Below are 15,195 nucleotides of genomic sequence, written 5' to 3' on the forward strand. Positions count from 1 at the left end.
CGCGCTCGCGTCCGCGCGCTGCCGGCCGGTATCCGTACGCTGCCGATCGTGCGACGGGCGCGTAGGCGCCGCAACCGGAGCGCGGGCGGGCCGGATCGGCCGCCCGGGGCATTGCGGCAGATCACCCGCTGCCGGTCGGGCGACCGGGAAGCGGCGCCCTGGGCGGGGCGGGGCACACGCGGTGACCGGACCCTGCGGCGGTGGCACGGGGTCCGTGCGCCGCGGCGCCGCGGGTCACCGGAAGTGGGCTCGCAGATGGCGCAGCGAGCCGTGCGGGGCGTCCGGGGAGATGGCGTTGGCGAGGCCGCGGGCGGCGGCGTCGGCTGCTTCGGCGGCGCGGGGCAGCATGGCCGTTTCGTAGGCGCGTACGGCCGCGTCCTGGTCGCTGTGTCCGACGAGGGCCCCGGCGAGTTCACAGCCGTCGAGCATGGCGAGGTTGGCGCCCATGCCGGAGAACGGCGACATCAGATGCGCGGCGTCGCCGAGCAGGGTCAGGCCCGGGGTGTGGGTCCAGGTGTGCGGCACCGGCAGGGCGAACAGCGGCCGGTTGACGAACCCGCCGTCATTGTCCCGCAGCAGCGCCAGCAGCCGGTCGTCCCAGCCCGCGTACGCGTCGAGCAGCACGGCACGGACGGCCTCGGTGTCCGCCACTTTCACCCCGGCCTCCAGCGCCCAGTCCTGGGAGCCGCGGAAGGCGGCGTAGACGCGGAGGTGGCCGCGGCTGTTGCGCTGGGCGATCAGCGCCTTGTCGGCGGACGCCGCCATCATGCTGCCGTCGCCGACCAGACGGGCGAGGTGCGGGTGACGGCGGTCGGTGTCGTCGAACCCGCACTCGACGAAGGTGACGCCGGTGTAGTGGGGGGTGGCGTCGGAGAGCAGCGGCCGCACCCGGGACCAGGCGCCGTCGGCACCGATGACCAGGTCGAAGGTCTCGGTGCGGCCGTCGTCGAACTCGGCCTTGTGGCGGCCGTCGCCGAGGGGGTGCAGGGTGCGCAGATAGCGGCCCCAGCGCACGGTTTCGGGGGCGAGGGAGTCCAGCAGCAGCCGGCGCAGTTCGCCCCGGTCGATCTCGGGGCGGTCGCTCTCACCGTCGGCGGGGGTGTACTGGAAGAGCACGGTCGCGGTGTGGTCGAGCAGCCGCTTCTCCTGGCCCTCGGGGCGGGCGAGCGCGGCGAACTCCTCGTGCAGTCCCGCGGCCCGCAGCGCCGCCTGACCGGTCGTCATATGCAGGTCCAGCGTGCCGCCTTGCGGGCGGGTGCCGGCGGACGCTTCATGGTCGAAGACGGTGACCGCTACGCCGTGGCGCTCCAGTACGCGGGCACAGGTCAGCCCGCCGGGACCGGCGCCGACGATCGCGATACGGGGAGGGGTGGGGGTCATGGTGCTCCTCAGCTGGGTGGGACGACAGGACCTCCCTTCCAGAAAAGCACAGTGGTTAACAAAGTGCAATCGATACACTTTTTGAGCGGCTCACCTCACGCGGGACCGGCCCGCGACCGGGGCGCCGAAGGCGTTTCGATGGAGTGAGCAGGTGGATAAACGGGTAGATCACCCCAGGTCGGAGCCCTGCGGAGCCGTAGCGGCCGGGATTCGCCCGGCAAAAAGGACAGTTGGTCAGGTAGCGCGGCCATGTTTGCGAATTTAGGTATGCCTAACCTAATGTAACGACACGTGCCGACGATCAAACCATCTGCCACCGCACCCCCTGTGCCCGATGTGCGTCCCGCCGCGAAGGTCCTGCGGCGCGTCCCGCTGTTCGTGGCCGGGCTCTGTGCACTGGCCGCCTGTGCCGCCCTGAGCCTCGCGCTCGGTGCCCGGTCCGTACCGCTGTCCACCGTGTGGGACGCGCTGTCCGGCACCGCTCACGGGCGGGACGCCCTGGTGGTGACGGGACTTCGGCTGCCGCGCACGGTGATCGCCCTCGCGGTCGGCGCGGCGCTCGGTGCCGCCGGGGCCGTCGTCCAGGGCGTCACCCGCAACCCGCTCGCCTCCCCGACGACGCTCGGCATCAACGCGGGCGCGGGCTTCGCGGTGGTCACCGCGATCTATGCGCTGCATCTGACCCGGCCCGCCCAGTACCTCTGGTTCGCGTTCGCGGGAGCCGCGGCCGCCGCGCTGTTCGCCCAGGCGCTGGCCCGGCGCGCCGGTGACCTCGACCCGGCACGTCTCGCGCTGGGCGGCACCGTCCTCCAACTCGTCCTGCTGTCCTGGACCTCGACCGTCATGCTGGCCAGCAAGCGGTCGCTGGACGAGGCCCGGTTCTGGATGGCCGGATCGCTGGCCGAGCGCCCGCTGTCGGTGCTCTACCCCGTCCTGCCGGCCCTCGGCCTCGGTCTGCTCCTCGCACTGGCCCTCGCCCCCGCCCTCAACGCGCTGGCGCTGGGCGACGATGCGGCGCAGGCGCTGGGTGTGCGGGTGGCCCGGATCCGGGCGGCCGGCGGCCTGGCCGTCGTGCTGCTCGCCGCGTCGGCGGTGGCCGTGGCCGGTCCGCTCGCCTTCATCGGACTGGCCGCGCCCCATCTGGTCCGCCAGCTGCTGCGCACCTCCGACCACCGGGTCGTGGTGCCCGGCTGTCTGGTCGCCGGCCCTCTGTTGCTGCTCACCGCCGACATTCTCGGACGGATCGTCATCCGGCCGTCCGAGTTGCAGGTCGGCATCATCAGCGCGTTCCTCGGCGCGCCGCTGCTGGCGCTGCTGGCCCGGAAGGTGGCCCGATGACCGACGTCGTACGGAGCGAGAAGCCGCTCGGCTCCCCTTCCCCCGCCCGGCCCCCGGCCGTCGGGCGCAGGACCGCACCGCGCCGTACTCCCCTGCTGGCACTCGCCGGTGTCGTGGTGCTCGGCGTACTGGTGGCGGTGTCCGTGGCCAACGGCGATATGCCGCTGCCGCCGGTCGATGCGGTCAAGGGCCTGTTCGGCCTCGGCGATTCCGCCACGGTGCTGGTGGTCCAGGAGTTCCGGGCCCCGCGGATGGCCGCGGCGATCGTCGCGGGGGCGGGTCTGGCGGTGGCCGGTGCCCTGCTGCAGCGGCTGTTCCGCAATCCGCTCGCCTCCCCCGATGTGATGGGGGTGACCGGCGGTGCCTCGTTCGGCGCGGTGGCGATGCTGGCCGCGGGGGCCTCGCAGGCACTGATGCCGCCGGCCGCGCTGGGCGGCGGGCTGCTCGCCGCGGTGCTGCTGGGGGTGTTCGGCCGGCGCTCCGGTGCCGGTGTGACGCGCCTGGTGCTGGTCGGTCTCGCCGTACAGGCGGGGCTGTCCGCGGCGGTGAGCTTCATGGTCGTCCGCTTCCCCACCGAACTCGCGGGGTCGGCCCTGCAGTGGACGACGGGCTCGGTGTACGGGCGGACCTGGACCGAAGTGTGGTCCGCGGGCGGGGCGACGGCCGTGGCGCTGCCGGTCGCCTTCGCACTGCACCGCCGGCTCGCCGTCCTCGACCTGGGCGACGACTCGGCCGGCGCGCTGGGGCTGCGCACCCACACCGCCCGGCTGCAGATCCTGGTCGTCGCCATCGTGCTGGCCTCACTGGCCGCCGCGCTCACCGGCCCGGTCGCCTTTGTCGCCCTGGCCGTTCCACACGTGGTGCGGTTCCTCGCCGGGCCGCCGACCGCCGGAACGCTGGCGCTGTCCGGCCTCGCCGGTGCCGTGCTGCTGCTCGCCTCGGACCTGGTGGCGCAGTACCTGCTGCCGGTCGGCGGGCTGCCGGTCGGTGTGGTCACCGCCACGCTGGGCGCGCCATGGCTGCTGGTGCTGATGATCCGTCAGAGCAGTTCCGTCAACAGGAGTGTCCGATGACCGCCAACCAGCTCTCCACTCAGGGACTCGACCTGCGCTACGGCGACCGGCTGATCGTCGGCGGCCTCGATCTGGTGCTGCCCGGCGGCGCCGTCACCGCGGTGGTCGGCCCCAACGCCTGTGGCAAGTCGACCCTGTTGCGCGGGCTGACCCGGCTGCTGCCGCCGGCCGCCGGCACCGTCGCGCTGGACGGTGCCGATATCCACCGGATGCCGGCCCGTGCGCTGGCCCTGCGGATGGGGCTGCTGCCCCAGCAGCCGGTCACCCCCGACGCGATCACCGTCGAGGCACTGGTCCGGCTGGGCCGCTACCCGCACCAGCGGCTACTGAGCCCCTGGTCGACGGCGGACCAGCAGGCGGTGGAGGAGGCGCTGCGGCGCACCGGCACCGTCGAGCTGCGCGACCAGCCCGTCGACCGGCTCTCCGGCGGCCAGCGGCAGCGCGCCTGGATCGCCCTCGCGCTGGCGCAGGACACCGAACTGCTGCTGCTCGACGAGCCCACCACGTTCCTGGACCTGCGGCACCAGCTCGATGTGCTCGACCTGGTCGCCGCACTGCACGCCGAGGCGGGCCGCACCGTGGTGATGGTGCTGCACGACCTCGGGCAGGCGGCCCGGTACGCGGACCACCTCGTGGTCCTCAAGGACGGGCAGCTCGCGGCGGCCGGCGCCCCGGCGGACATCCTCGACGCGGAGCTGGTCAAGTCCGTGTTCGACGTCGACTGCCGGGTGATTCCCGACCCCGAGACCGGCACCCCGCTGGTCGTCCCCAAGAGCAGCGCGAAGCGGCACACCGCCGTCTCCGCCTGACCCGGCCTCCCCCACGCTCACCTCTCTTTCCGCTCCCCTCAAGGAAGTTGCCCGTCATGTTCAGCAGATCCACTCTCCGCGGCGCCGGCCGGCCGGCCGCCGCACTGCTCGCCGTCGTCCTGGGCGCCGGCGCCCTCACCGCGTGCGGCGGCGGCAGCCCGTCGGCCGGCGACGACACGGCGAAGGCCGGGGCCGGTTTCCCCCGCACCGTCAAGAGCGCCATGGGCGGCGACGTGAAGATCCCCGCCAAGCCCAAGCGGGTGGTCGTCCTGGACACCGGTGAGCTCGACGACGTCACCACGCTCGGCGTCAAGCCGGTCGGCGCGGTCTCCCCGCACATGAAGACCGAGGGCGGCTTCCCGTCCTACCTCAAGGAAGAGATCGGCGGCGTCAAGGACGTCGGTCCGCTGCTGGAGCCGAACCTCGAAAAGATCATCGCTCTCAAGCCCGATCTGATCCTGTCCTCCAAGGTCCGGCACGAGAAGATCTACGACAAGCTCAGCCAGATCGCGCCGACCGTCTTCACCGAGACCACCGGCGGCCCCTGGAAGGCCAATCTGAAGGTCCACGCCAAGGCACTGGGCCTGGAGAAGGAGGCCGGCCGGAAGCTGAAGGAGTACGAGACCCGGGCCAAGGCGCTGGGCGCGGCCATCAAGAAGAAGTACCACGGCACGATGCCGTCGGCGTCCGTGGTCCGCTTCGTCGCCGGCCCGACCCGCCTCTACCAGAAGTCCTCCTACAGCGGCGTGGTGCTGAACGACATCGGCCTGGCCCGGCCGAAGTCGCAGAGCTCCACCGACCCGGCCAGGACGATGCTCGACGTCAGCCCGGAGCAGATCGACAAGGCCGACGCCGACCTGGTGTTCGTGACCGTCGCGGACTCGCCGGACAAGACCCAGCAGAAGGACGTCACGTCCAACCCGGTCTGGAAGGACCTGCCGGCCGTCAAGAAGCACAAGGTGTTCGACGTGCCCGACGAGACCTGGATGTCCGGCATCGGTATCCAGGCCGCCGAGCACATGCTCGCCGACGTGGCGAAGGCCACCGGCGTACCGCTGCCGAAGAGCTGACGCACCCGGCCAGGGGGGTGGGCCGCCGTCCCCACGGCCCGCCCCCGCCCCCGCCCCCGATGTCCCCCCGCACCACCCTTGATCCTGAAGGGCCCCGCCCATGCGGATGTATCTGCTCGCTCTCAACCCCACCGACTCGGTCACCGAGGGTTTCCTCCCCGCCGCCGCCCGTCTCGGTCTCGATGTCACGGTGCTGACGGACCAGCCGGAAGCACACCGGCGCGTCTGCCACCGGGCCGAGGTCCTGGCGTGCGACGTCCACGACTTCCGCGCCGTCATCACGCGCATCGCCACCCACCACCCGGCCGCCGCGGTCTTCACCAACAGCGACCATCTGCAGACCCAGGCGGCCCTGGCCGCCGGCTACTTCGGGCTGCCCGGCAAGGACTGGCGGGCCGCGCTGCGCGCCAAGAACAAGGCCGAGATGCGTCGCCATCTCGCCGCGTCCGGCGCCGACACCGTACGGTCCGCGGAGCTGGCCCCCGGCCAGGACCCGTCCGCGCTCACCGCCGCGGAGCTGCCCTACCCCTGTGTCGTCAAGCCCCGCGAGGGCGTGGCCAGCGAAGAGGTGATGCTGGCCGCCGACCCCGGGGAACTGGTGGTACGCGCCAAGGAGATACAGTCCCGGCGCCCGCAGGCGGCGCTGGTCGCGGAGGAGTTCCTCGCCGGTGAGCTGTACACCCTGGAGACCCTCGGCGACGGACGGCTGCGTCACGTCCTGGGCGGCTTCCACACCACCCTCTCCGCACCCCCGGCCTTCATCGAGAAGCGGCACGTTTTCGTCGCCGCCCACCCGGAGCCCGTCGTCGCCCAGGTACTGGCCCAACTCGACGCGCTGGGCGTCGGGTTCGGCGCCTGCCACACCGAGTTCGTGGTGCACGAGGGCCGGGCGCGGCTCATCGAGGTGAACTACCGCGTCATCGGCGACCAGTGCGATCTGCTGCTCGCCCAGGTCCTGGGCATCGAGCTGTTCGAGCATGTGCTGCGTACGCATCTGGGCGAGCCGCTGCCCGCCGACCTCGGCGCGCGGCAGGACGGTGCGGGCCGGGTGGAGTACGCCCTCGCCGACCGGGCCGGGACGCTCACCGCGGCGCCCGCCGCCACGGACCGCGAGGCGGACGGCGTACGGCTGGCCTACCGGCCGCTGCGCGCGGTCGGCACCGAGCACCCGCTGTACCGCACCAACCGCGACTACCTCGGCGTCCTGCGGGCCACCGGCACCGACCCGGGTGCCCTGGACCGGGCCGCGGACGGCTTCTTCGCCGCCGAGCGCTGGGAGATCTCGTCATGACCGTCTCCCTGGACACCACCGACGGGACCGGGCAGGAGACGGCCGAGGAGTCCGAGCTGCTGCTGCGGGTGCTGAGCGCGCTGCTGCGCGAGGACGTCGTCGGGCTGCGCACCCGCGGCACGCTGCTGGAGCGGCCGGACGGCCCCTGGCTGCGGCTGCCCGCCGGCCCGGACGCCGGTGCGCTGCTGCTGCCGCTGGGCACGGACGGCTACCAGAGCGCGTACGCGGCCCGGCTGCCACTGCTCGTCCGCGCATCCGACGGCGCCCGGCTCACCTCGGTCGAGACGGTCCTCGGCGCCCTGCGCGCACTCGCCGACCCGGCCGACCACCCGGGCTTCGACGCCTTCGCCGAGGAGTGCCGGCAGACCCTGGCGACGATGCGGCTGCACACCCGTACCCGGGACGAGACCGACCGGGTGCTGACGGAGCGCCATGGCCCCTCGGCCGGTGCCTGGCCTGGGCTGGACGGCGGCCTGGCGTACGACACCCTCGCCGCGCGGCTCGACCACCCCGTCTACCCGGCCTCCCGGGGCCGCTCCGGCCTGGACGAGGCACAACTGCGGGCCTACGCACCGGAGTTCCATCCGCGGTTCGCGCTGCGCTGGCTCGCCGTACCGCGGGCCGCGCTGACCGTCGCGGGCGGCGCCGAGGCGCTGCCCGGCTGCTGGCCGACGCCGGCGGAGCTGGATCTGCCGCACCTCGACGACAGCCATCTCGCCATGCCCGTCCACCCGTTGACGCTCGGCGGCCCGCTGCACGAGGCGCTGCGGGAGACCGGTCTGGAGCGCGACGCGGTGCTGTCCGCGCGGACGCCGCTCGACGCGGTGCCCACGCTCTCGATGCGGACCGTGGCGGTGGACGCCGATCCCCGGCTGCACCTCAAACTGCCGCTGGCCACCGCCACGCTGGGGCTGCGCAACCGGCGCACCATCAAGCCCCGCACCCTCATCGACGGCGCCGAGGGCCAGCGGCTGCTGGACCGGGTGCTCGCCCGCGAGCCGCGGTTCGCACCCTCGATCCTGCAGGCCGACGAGACGGTTCATGCGCACGCCGGCCATGAGCTGCTCGCCGTGCTGTGCCGGCGCTACCCGGCCGGGCTGGACGGCAGTGCCGTGGTGCCGATGGCCGCGCTGCTGGGCCGGGCGCCCGGCGGACGGCTGGTGATCGACGCACTCGCCGACCGTTTCTACGGCGGTGACCCGCTGGCGCTGCTGGATGCCGTGCTGACCCTGCTCTTCGACTGGCAGACCACCCTGTTCGGCTACGGCTTCGGCCTGGAGTCGCACCAGCAGAACATCTCGCTGGTGCTGGACGAGGGGGCGCACGGCACCCGGCTGCGGCTGCTGTTCAAGGACAACGACGCCCCGCGCATCAACGCCGTGCGGCTGCGGGAGGCCCTGGGCGAGGACGCCCCGGACCCCGCGGACTTCGCCGATCCGCGGATCTTCGCTGACCACGACCGGCCGGTGCTGGACCTGTTCACCACCATCACCGTCCATCTGTGCGCGGGCTCCTACGCCTTCGGGCTGGCCCGGCACGGACGCGCGCCGCTCGACCGGCTGCTGGCCCTGGTGCGTGACCGGCTCGCCGAGGCCGTCGAACGGCTGGGCACCGCGCCGGGCGAGCCGGGCGCCGCGCTGCGCGCCCATGTCCTGGACGCCCCACAGCTACCGGTCAAGGCGATGGTCAGCGCCGGCAGCCTGCTGTCCAAGGAGCGGTCCGGCGCGGCCGACATCAACAAGCACTACACCACCGGCCCCAACTATCTGCTGCCGATGGGGACTTCCCGATGAGCCCGATGAAAACCGCCCGCTCCCCGCGGCTCGAACCGGCCGCCGTCGAGACCAAGGTCCGCCCCGGTCTCGCCCGCCGCCAGGTGTTCGCCGTAGCCGGCTGCTACTTCGTGGCGTCGTTCGCCGCGCTGGGCCTGCCGCCGTACCTCACCGAAATCCTGCCCGAGCTGGGCGACGGCACCGCCCGCTGGGCCGGTCTGCTCTACGTCGTGCCCACCGTCTTCGGCGCCATCGGCGCGCCGCTGTGGGGGCGGCTCGCCGACCGGTACGGCCGTAAACGGCTGCTGCTGCGGGCACAGTTGGGCCTCGCCGCGGCATTCCTGCTGGCGGGCTGGGCCGACTCGATCGCCACCTTCGCCACCGCCCTGGTGATCCAGGGAGTGCTGGGCGGCACCTTCGCCGCGTCGAACGGCTATCTCGGAGCGGCGCTGGAGGGCCATGCGCTCTCCCGGGCGCTGACCCTGATGCAGGGCAGTGCCCGCGCGGCGCTGGTGTGCGCGCCGATCGTGGTCGGCTCGCTGACGCCGTGGCTGTCGCCGCACCGCCAGTACGCCCTGCTGGCCGTGCTGCCGCTGGCCGCCGCGGCGATGCTGGCGGCGCTCCCGGAGCCGCCGCGGACCCGTAACGCCGCGCCGCGGGCCGCCGCCACCGCGGAGGGGGAGGCGGACGGTACGCCGGCGGCCGAGGCCGCCGCCGAGCCCTCCGGGCGCGCCCCGGCCGCTTCGCTGCGGGCCCTGTACGCCATCGAGTTCGCCTTCGTCTTCTCCACTGTCATCTCCTTCCCGTACCTGATCTCCCTCATCAAGGAGCGCATACCGGGCACCGGACCGATGGTGTCCGGCGTCCTGTTCGCCCTGCCGCACATGTGCTACCTGGTCGCCGCGATCCCGGTGCACTCCCTCTTCCGCGGCCGGCCCCGGCTCGGCATCGCGCTCGGCTTCGGCTGTATCGCGCTGGGCCTGGCCGGGCACGGCATCGCCGGCTCGCTCACCACCTTCGTCGCGGTACGCCTGGTGCTCGGCGCCGGCCTTACCCTGGGCCTGGTCTGTATGTCGGTGCTGGCCGCCGACTGCGCCAAGGGCCGTTCCCCCGGCGGGCTGTTCGGCTCGATCGAGTTCTTCTCCAAGGCCGGCGCGGTTGCCGCCGGGGTGGCCGCCGCGGCCGGAAACGACTGGTTCGGTCCCACCGCGCCCATCCTGACCGGCACCGCGACAGCCCTGGTCACCGTGGTGGCGACCGCCGCCCCTCGCCTCCCCCGTACGTTCCGCACCCGCAGGAGCCTTTGATGCCCTCGCTGACCAACTCACCCGCCACCGCCCCGGCCTGCGCCGCACCCGCCGGCCTGCCCACCGCCGACGAGGCCGTGGCGCACACCCTGCTCAACTGCCTGCTGCGGGAGGTGTCCGGACCCGAGCACCAGACCGCCGTCGACGACGGCCGGCTGCTGCTGCGGCTGCCCCGGCGCGGAGTGCTGCTGCGCGTCGCGCTGCGCCGTACCTCGCTCCTGGGCGCGCACCGGTTCACCGGCCCGGTGTGCGAACAGACCGCCGACGGCTGGGCCGAGGCGGGCTGGCGCCGGCTGGCCGAGCATGTGCACGCCGAGCTGTCGCTGCGGACCGGGGTGGACAACGAGGAGTTCCTGGCGCAGATCGCCTCCAGCCACCAGGCCGTGTCCGCGGCGTCGGCCTCCCGCACTGCGCCGCGCCCGGCCGCCGGGGAGAGCGGCACGCGGGAGGTGCAGGCGGGTGCGGAGGACTGGCAGGCGGCCTATGTCGCCTCCGAGCAGGCGCTGGTCCTCGGCCACCGCTTCCACCCGACGCCCAAGGCCCGCACCGGCGACCCCGCCGCCTGGCAGTCGTACGCCCCCGAGACCGGGGCGGTCTTCCCGCTGCTGCTGCTCGCCGTGCGCGAGGAGCTGATCGCCGAGGACGTGTCCGCCGACGGGGCGACGGCCCCGCTGGACGCGCTGCACACCGATGTCCCGGACGGCTACCGGCTGCTGCCCGTCCACCCCTGGCAGTACGAGCTGCTGCGCGACCACGCGGGCCTGCAGGAGGCGCTGGACCGCGACGACATCCGCATCCTGGGCGGCAGCGGGACGCCGTTCGCGGCCACCGCGTCCGTGCGCACGCTCTACGACGGCGAGGCGTTCCTCAAGTTCAGCCTGAACGTCCGGATCACCAACTGCCTGCGCAAGAACGCCAGTTACGAGCTGTCCGGGGCGGTGGCGCTGACCCGGCTGCTGGCACCGGCGCTGACCGACCTCGCCACCCGGTTCCCCGGGGCCGCGGTGCTGCGGGAGCCCGCCTACCGCAGCCTGGCGCTGCCCGGCGCCGACGGCCGCCCGGACACCGAGCTGCTCGAAGGGTTCGGCGTCATCGTCCGCGAGGGCCTGTCCCGGCAGCTGCTGCCCGGCACCACCCCGCTGCTGGCGGCCGCCGTCGCCGACGAGTACCCCACCAGCGCGGCCCATGTCTCCCGCCTCCTGGACGGGGCCGGTCCGCAGGCCGCGCTGGAGTGGTGGAGCGCCTACCTCAATCTGCTCCTGCCGCCGGTGCTCGCCGCCTACTTCGACCACGGCCTGGTGCTGGAGCCGCATCTGCAGAACGTGCTGGTCTGTGTCGACGGCGACGGGATGCCCGCGCAGGTCCTCTTCCGTGACCTGGAGGGCACCAAGCTCGTCCCCGAACACCACACCGAGCTGCTGGCCTCGCTGCCCGAGCAGGTCGCCGCGCCGATGACCTACGACGCCCAGCGCGGCTGGGACCGCGTCGTGTACTGCCTGCTGGTCAACCATGTCGCCGAGATGCTCGCCGCGCTGGCCGATCTGCACCCGGACACCGAGACGGAGCTGTGGGCGCAGGTCCGCCGCACCCTGCAGACCCACGCGGACCGCTACGGCTGCCCGCCGCGGCTGGCCGCCCTGCTGGCCGGCGTCCCGCTGCCTGCCAAGGCCAATCTGCTCACCCGCTGGGAGCGCAAGGCCGACCGCGAGGCCGGCTATGTCCTGCTGCCCTCGCCGCTGGCCGAGGCCGTTTTGTCGGGCGCCGGGCGTACCGACGACACCACCCCCTGGAGCGCACGATGACCCCTCCCGCCCCCGCCCTCACACCGGACGTCCGCGACCATGCACTCGCCCTGCCCCCCGGGGAACTGCCCGCCTACCTCTACGACCTGACGGCGCTGCGCGCGCATCTGGCCGGGGTACGGGCCGCCCTGCCCGAGCGCGTCGAGCTGTACTACGCGGCCAAGGCCAACCCGGAGCCGGAGATCCTGGGCGCGCTGCGCCCGTACGTGGACGGCTACGAGGTCTCCTCGGGCGGCGAGCTGGCGCATGTCGCCGAGGCCGTGCCGGGTGCGCCGCTCGCCTTCGGCGGGCCGGGCAAGACGCCCGCCGAGGTCACACAGGCGCTGGAGACCGGGGTGCAGCGCTTCCATGTGGAGAGCGTGTACGAGCTCCACATGCTCGCGAGCCTGGCCGCCCGCCTCGTACCGGAGCGCCGGATCGCGGTGCTGGCCCGCTTCAATCTGCCGGTCGACGACGGTTCGCTGGACGGCAGTTCGCTCGCCATGGGCGGCCGCCCCACCCCCTTCGGGCTGGACCCCGCGCAGGCCGGCGAGGTCGTCGCCCTGCTCACCGACGGCAGCTGCCCGCAGCTCGAACTCCGCGGTATCCACGCCCACCTGGCCAGCGGCCTGGAGGCGCCCGAGCAGCTCGCCGTCTCGGAGGCCGTCGTGACATGGGCCGCCGAGCTGGCCGCGCACCACCGGATTGCCCTGACCGAGGTGACCCTCGGCGGCGGGATGGCCGTCGACTACGCCGCCCCGGAGCGCCGGTTCGACTGGACGGCGTACGGTGCGGGCCTGGCCCGGCTCGCCGCCGCCCACCCCGGCTTCACCCTGCGCATCGAGCCGGGGCGCGCGCTCACCGCGTACTGCGGCTGGTACGCCACCGAGGTGCTGGATGTGAAGCACAGCCACGGCGAGGAGTTCGCCGTGGTCCGCGGCGGCACCCACCATCTGCGCACCCCCGCGACCAAGGGCCACGACCAGCCCTGCACGGTCCTGCCGTCCGACGCGCCCTGGCCGCATCCCTGGCCGCGGTCGGCGGCGCAGGGCGGCCTGGTCACCGTCACCGGGCAGCTGTGCACCCCCAAGGACGTCCTCGCCCGCAACGTCCCGGCGCCGGGGCTGCGGGCCGGCGACCGGGTGGTGTTCGGGGTCGCCGGCGCGTACGCCTGGAACATCTCGCACCACGACTTCCTGATGCATCCGCGCCCCGGCTTCCACTTCCTCGGTGCCGCCGAGCCCGGCCCGGCCGAGGAGGCCTGAGGTGCTGCGCCCCAACGAGGTCCGGCGCAGGCTCGCGGCGGGCGAGGAGGTGTACGGGCTGTTCAGCACGCTTCCCGAGCCCACGATGGTCGAGATGATCGGCTGTGCCGGGTACGACTTCGTCATCCTGGACACCGAGCACACCCTCGTCGACCCGCAGCGGCTGGAGAACCTCATCAGGGCCGCCGAGACGAGCGGGCTCACCCCCTTCGTCCGGGTCCCCGAGGCCGACCCCGGTGCCGTGCTGCGCGCACTGGACGCCGGGGCGATGGGCATCGTCGTCCCGCACGTCCGCCGGCGCGCGGACATCGATGCCACGATCCGCGCGGCCCGCTACGCGCCCGAGGGCATGCGCTCCCTCAACGGCGGCCGGGGCCCCGGCTTCGGCCGCATCGACCCGGCCGAGTACCTCCGCCGGGCCAACGCGGAGATCATGGTCATCGCGCTGATCGAGGACGCCGAGGGGGTCGAGGCGATCGACGGGATCCTCTCCCCCGGCGGCGTCGACCTCGTCCTGCCGGGTCCCGGCGATCTCTCCCAGTCCTACGGGGTCCCCTGGCAGGTCCGCCACCCCCGGGTCCAGGAAGCGGTCCGCACCCTCCGCGGTGCGTGTGCCCGCCACGGCGTTCCCTTCTGCGCCATGTCCACCACGGCACAGCGCCGCGCCGAGTGGCGCGCCGACGGCGTCACGGCCTTCGTCCTGGGCGAGGACCGCGATCTGACGGCGCGTGCCCTGCGCGGGCACCGGGAGCGGACCGCCGGGCGGGAGTGACGGCAACTCCTTCGGCGGTACCTGCGCGGGCTCCGGACGGGTAACTGATGACCGGGTAACCGATCGTCCGAAGGAGCTGAGCGGGACATGGCCCGGAACACGGCATTCATCATCGCGGGAGCGGGGCTGGCCGGCGCGAAGGCGGCGGAGACGCTGCGCACGGAAGGCTTCGACGGCCCCGTCGTGCTGTTGGGCGACGAGAGCGAGCGTCCCTACGAGCGTCCTCCGCTGTCCAAGGGCTACCTCATGGGCGCCTCCGGGAAGGAGGAGGTGTACGTCCATCCGGACCGGTGGTACACCGAGCACCAGGTCGATCTGCGCCTGGGCAACGCCGTCACCGCCCTCGACCCGGCCGCCCACGAAGTGGCCCTCGCCGACGGCAGCCGGCTGGGCTACGCCAAGCTGCTGCTGGCCACCGGCTCCACACCGCGCCCGCTGCCGGTGCCCGGCGCCGACCTCGACGGGGTCCACACGCTGCGGCGGCTGGCGGACAGTGAGCGCCTCAAGGAGGTCTTCCGGACCGCGTCGCGGATCGTGGTGATCGGCGGCGGCTGGATCGGCCTGGAGACCACGGCCGCCGCGCGCGCGGCCGGGGTCGAGGTGACGGTGCTGGAGGCGGCGCCGCTGCCGCTGCTGCGGGTGCTGGGCCGCGAGGTCGCGCAGATCTTCGCCGGTCTGCACACCGAGCACGGCGTCGCGCTGCGCTGCGGCACCCGGGTCACGGAGATCACCGGCACGAACGGTGCGGTGGACGGGGTACGGCTGGCCGACGGCACCTGTATCGCGGCCGATGCGGTCATCGTCGGCGTCGGGATCACGCCCAACAGCGAGCCGGCCGCCGCGGCCGGGCTGAAGGTGGACAACGGCATCGTCGTGGACGAGCGGCTGTGCTCCTCCCACCCGGATGTCTTCGCCGCCGGTGATGTCGCCAACGCCTTCCACCCCCTCCTGGGCAGGCATCTGCGCGTCGAGCACTGGGCCAACGCCCTCCACCAGCCGCAGACCGCGGCCAAGGCCATGCTGGGCCAGGAGGTCCGCTACGACCGGCTGCCGTACTTCTTCACCGACCAGTACGACCTGGGCATGGAGTACACCGGCCATGTCGAACCGGAGGGGTACGACCGGGTCGTCTTCCGCGGCGACACCGCGGCCCGCGAGTTCATCGCCTTCTGGCTCTCCGGCGGCCGGGTGCTGGCCGGGATGAATGTGAACGTCTGGGACGTCACCGACCCGATCCGGGCCCTGGTGGCGAGCGGAAGGCCGATGGACCCCGAGCGGCTCGCCGATACGGACGTGCCACTGGCGGGGCTGGTCCCCTGAGCGGCGGCCGGCGGCCG

At 73.6% G+C, this 15,195-nt stretch carries 12 protein-coding genes; 11 read left to right on the forward strand and 1 reads right to left on the reverse strand.

Annotated elements, in window-relative coordinates:
• Positions 1–234: 234 nt before the first annotated feature.
• Positions 235–1,380 carry an FAD-dependent oxidoreductase gene (locus ACWGJY_RS19325; protein ID WP_453262024.1) on the reverse strand — a complete coding sequence of 382 codons (1,146 nt, stop codon included), beginning with the start codon at positions 1,378–1,380 and terminating at the stop codon, positions 235–237.
• A 327-nt stretch (positions 1,381–1,707) separates the two neighbouring features.
• Between ACWGJY_RS19325 and ACWGJY_RS19330 the strand changes: the two genes are divergently transcribed.
• The 11 genes from ACWGJY_RS19330 to ACWGJY_RS19380 all read left to right on the forward strand — a co-directional run bounded on the left by ACWGJY_RS19330 (position 1,708) and on the right by ACWGJY_RS19380 (position 15,178).
• Positions 1,708–2,718, forward strand: coding sequence for a FecCD family ABC transporter permease (locus tag ACWGJY_RS19330; RefSeq protein ID WP_453262025.1), 1,011 nt, complete (start codon positions 1,708–1,710; stop codon positions 2,716–2,718).
• Positions 2,715–3,791, forward strand: coding sequence for a FecCD family ABC transporter permease (locus tag ACWGJY_RS19335; protein WP_453262026.1), 1,077 nt, complete (start codon positions 2,715–2,717; stop codon positions 3,789–3,791). The genes ACWGJY_RS19330 and ACWGJY_RS19335 overlap by 4 nt, the downstream gene beginning before the upstream one ends.
• Positions 3,788–4,600: an ABC transporter ATP-binding protein gene (locus ACWGJY_RS19340; protein WP_453262027.1), complete on the forward strand. Its 813-nt coding sequence runs from the start codon at positions 3,788–3,790 to the stop codon at positions 4,598–4,600. Before ACWGJY_RS19335 ends, ACWGJY_RS19340 begins: the two co-directional genes overlap by 4 nt.
• A 56-nt stretch (positions 4,601–4,656) precedes the next feature.
• Complete coding sequence (locus ACWGJY_RS19345; RefSeq protein ID WP_453262028.1) at positions 4,657–5,670, forward strand: ABC transporter substrate-binding protein; 1,014 nt, start codon at positions 4,657–4,659, stop codon at positions 5,668–5,670.
• A gap of 100 nt (positions 5,671–5,770) precedes the next feature.
• Entirely contained in the window at positions 5,771–6,961 is a 1,191-nt protein-coding gene (locus ACWGJY_RS19350; protein ID WP_453262029.1) for an ATP-grasp domain-containing protein, read from the forward strand.
• Positions 6,958–8,754, forward strand: a complete 1,797-nt coding sequence (locus ACWGJY_RS19355; RefSeq protein ID WP_453262030.1) for an IucA/IucC family protein — start codon at positions 6,958–6,960, stop codon at positions 8,752–8,754. The genes ACWGJY_RS19350 and ACWGJY_RS19355 overlap by 4 nt, the downstream gene beginning before the upstream one ends.
• A gap of 5 nt (positions 8,755–8,759) precedes the next feature.
• Positions 8,760–10,040, forward strand: coding sequence for an MFS transporter (locus tag ACWGJY_RS19360; RefSeq protein WP_453262073.1), 1,281 nt, complete (start codon positions 8,760–8,762; stop codon positions 10,038–10,040).
• A complete protein-coding gene (locus ACWGJY_RS19365; RefSeq protein ID WP_453262031.1) occupies positions 10,040–11,842 on the forward strand; it encodes an IucA/IucC family protein in 1,803 nt (600 codons plus the stop codon). The genes ACWGJY_RS19360 and ACWGJY_RS19365 overlap by 1 nt, the downstream gene beginning before the upstream one ends.
• A complete protein-coding gene (locus ACWGJY_RS19370) occupies positions 11,839–13,086 on the forward strand; it encodes a type III PLP-dependent enzyme (protein WP_453262032.1) in 1,248 nt (415 codons plus the stop codon). Before ACWGJY_RS19365 ends, ACWGJY_RS19370 begins: the two co-directional genes overlap by 4 nt.
• Position 13,087: 1 nt before the next feature.
• Positions 13,088–13,858 carry an HpcH/HpaI aldolase family protein gene (locus ACWGJY_RS19375; protein ID WP_453262033.1) on the forward strand — a complete coding sequence of 257 codons (771 nt, stop codon included), beginning with the start codon at positions 13,088–13,090 and terminating at the stop codon, positions 13,856–13,858.
• 87 nt (positions 13,859–13,945) lie between these two features.
• Positions 13,946–15,178: an NAD(P)/FAD-dependent oxidoreductase gene (locus ACWGJY_RS19380; protein WP_453262034.1), complete on the forward strand. Its 1,233-nt coding sequence runs from the start codon at positions 13,946–13,948 to the stop codon at positions 15,176–15,178.
• Positions 15,179–15,195 lie beyond the last annotated feature (17 nt).

The sequence above is a fragment of the Streptomyces sp. NPDC054765 genome, from assembly GCF_053612065.1.

Coding starts and splice junctions, on each gene's coding strand:
- ACWGJY_RS19325 (WP_453262024.1), bottom strand. CDS start 1,380: ATGACCCCCACCCCTCCCCGTATCGCGATCGTCGGCGCCGGTCCCGGC.
- ACWGJY_RS19335 (WP_453262026.1), top strand. CDS start 2,715: ATGACCGACGTCGTACGGAGCGAGAAGCCGCTCGGCTCCCCTTCCCCC.
- ACWGJY_RS19340 (WP_453262027.1), top strand. CDS start 3,788: ATGACCGCCAACCAGCTCTCCACTCAGGGACTCGACCTGCGCTACGGC.
- ACWGJY_RS19345 (WP_453262028.1), top strand. CDS start 4,657: ATGTTCAGCAGATCCACTCTCCGCGGCGCCGGCCGGCCGGCCGCCGCA.
- ACWGJY_RS19350 (WP_453262029.1), top strand. CDS start 5,771: ATGCGGATGTATCTGCTCGCTCTCAACCCCACCGACTCGGTCACCGAG.
- ACWGJY_RS19355 (WP_453262030.1), top strand. CDS start 6,958: ATGACCGTCTCCCTGGACACCACCGACGGGACCGGGCAGGAGACGGCC.
- ACWGJY_RS19360 (WP_453262073.1), top strand. CDS start 8,760: ATGAAAACCGCCCGCTCCCCGCGGCTCGAACCGGCCGCCGTCGAGACC.
- ACWGJY_RS19365 (WP_453262031.1), top strand. CDS start 10,040: ATGCCCTCGCTGACCAACTCACCCGCCACCGCCCCGGCCTGCGCCGCA.
- ACWGJY_RS19370 (WP_453262032.1), top strand. CDS start 11,839: ATGACCCCTCCCGCCCCCGCCCTCACACCGGACGTCCGCGACCATGCA.
- ACWGJY_RS19380 (WP_453262034.1), top strand. CDS start 13,946: ATGGCCCGGAACACGGCATTCATCATCGCGGGAGCGGGGCTGGCCGGC.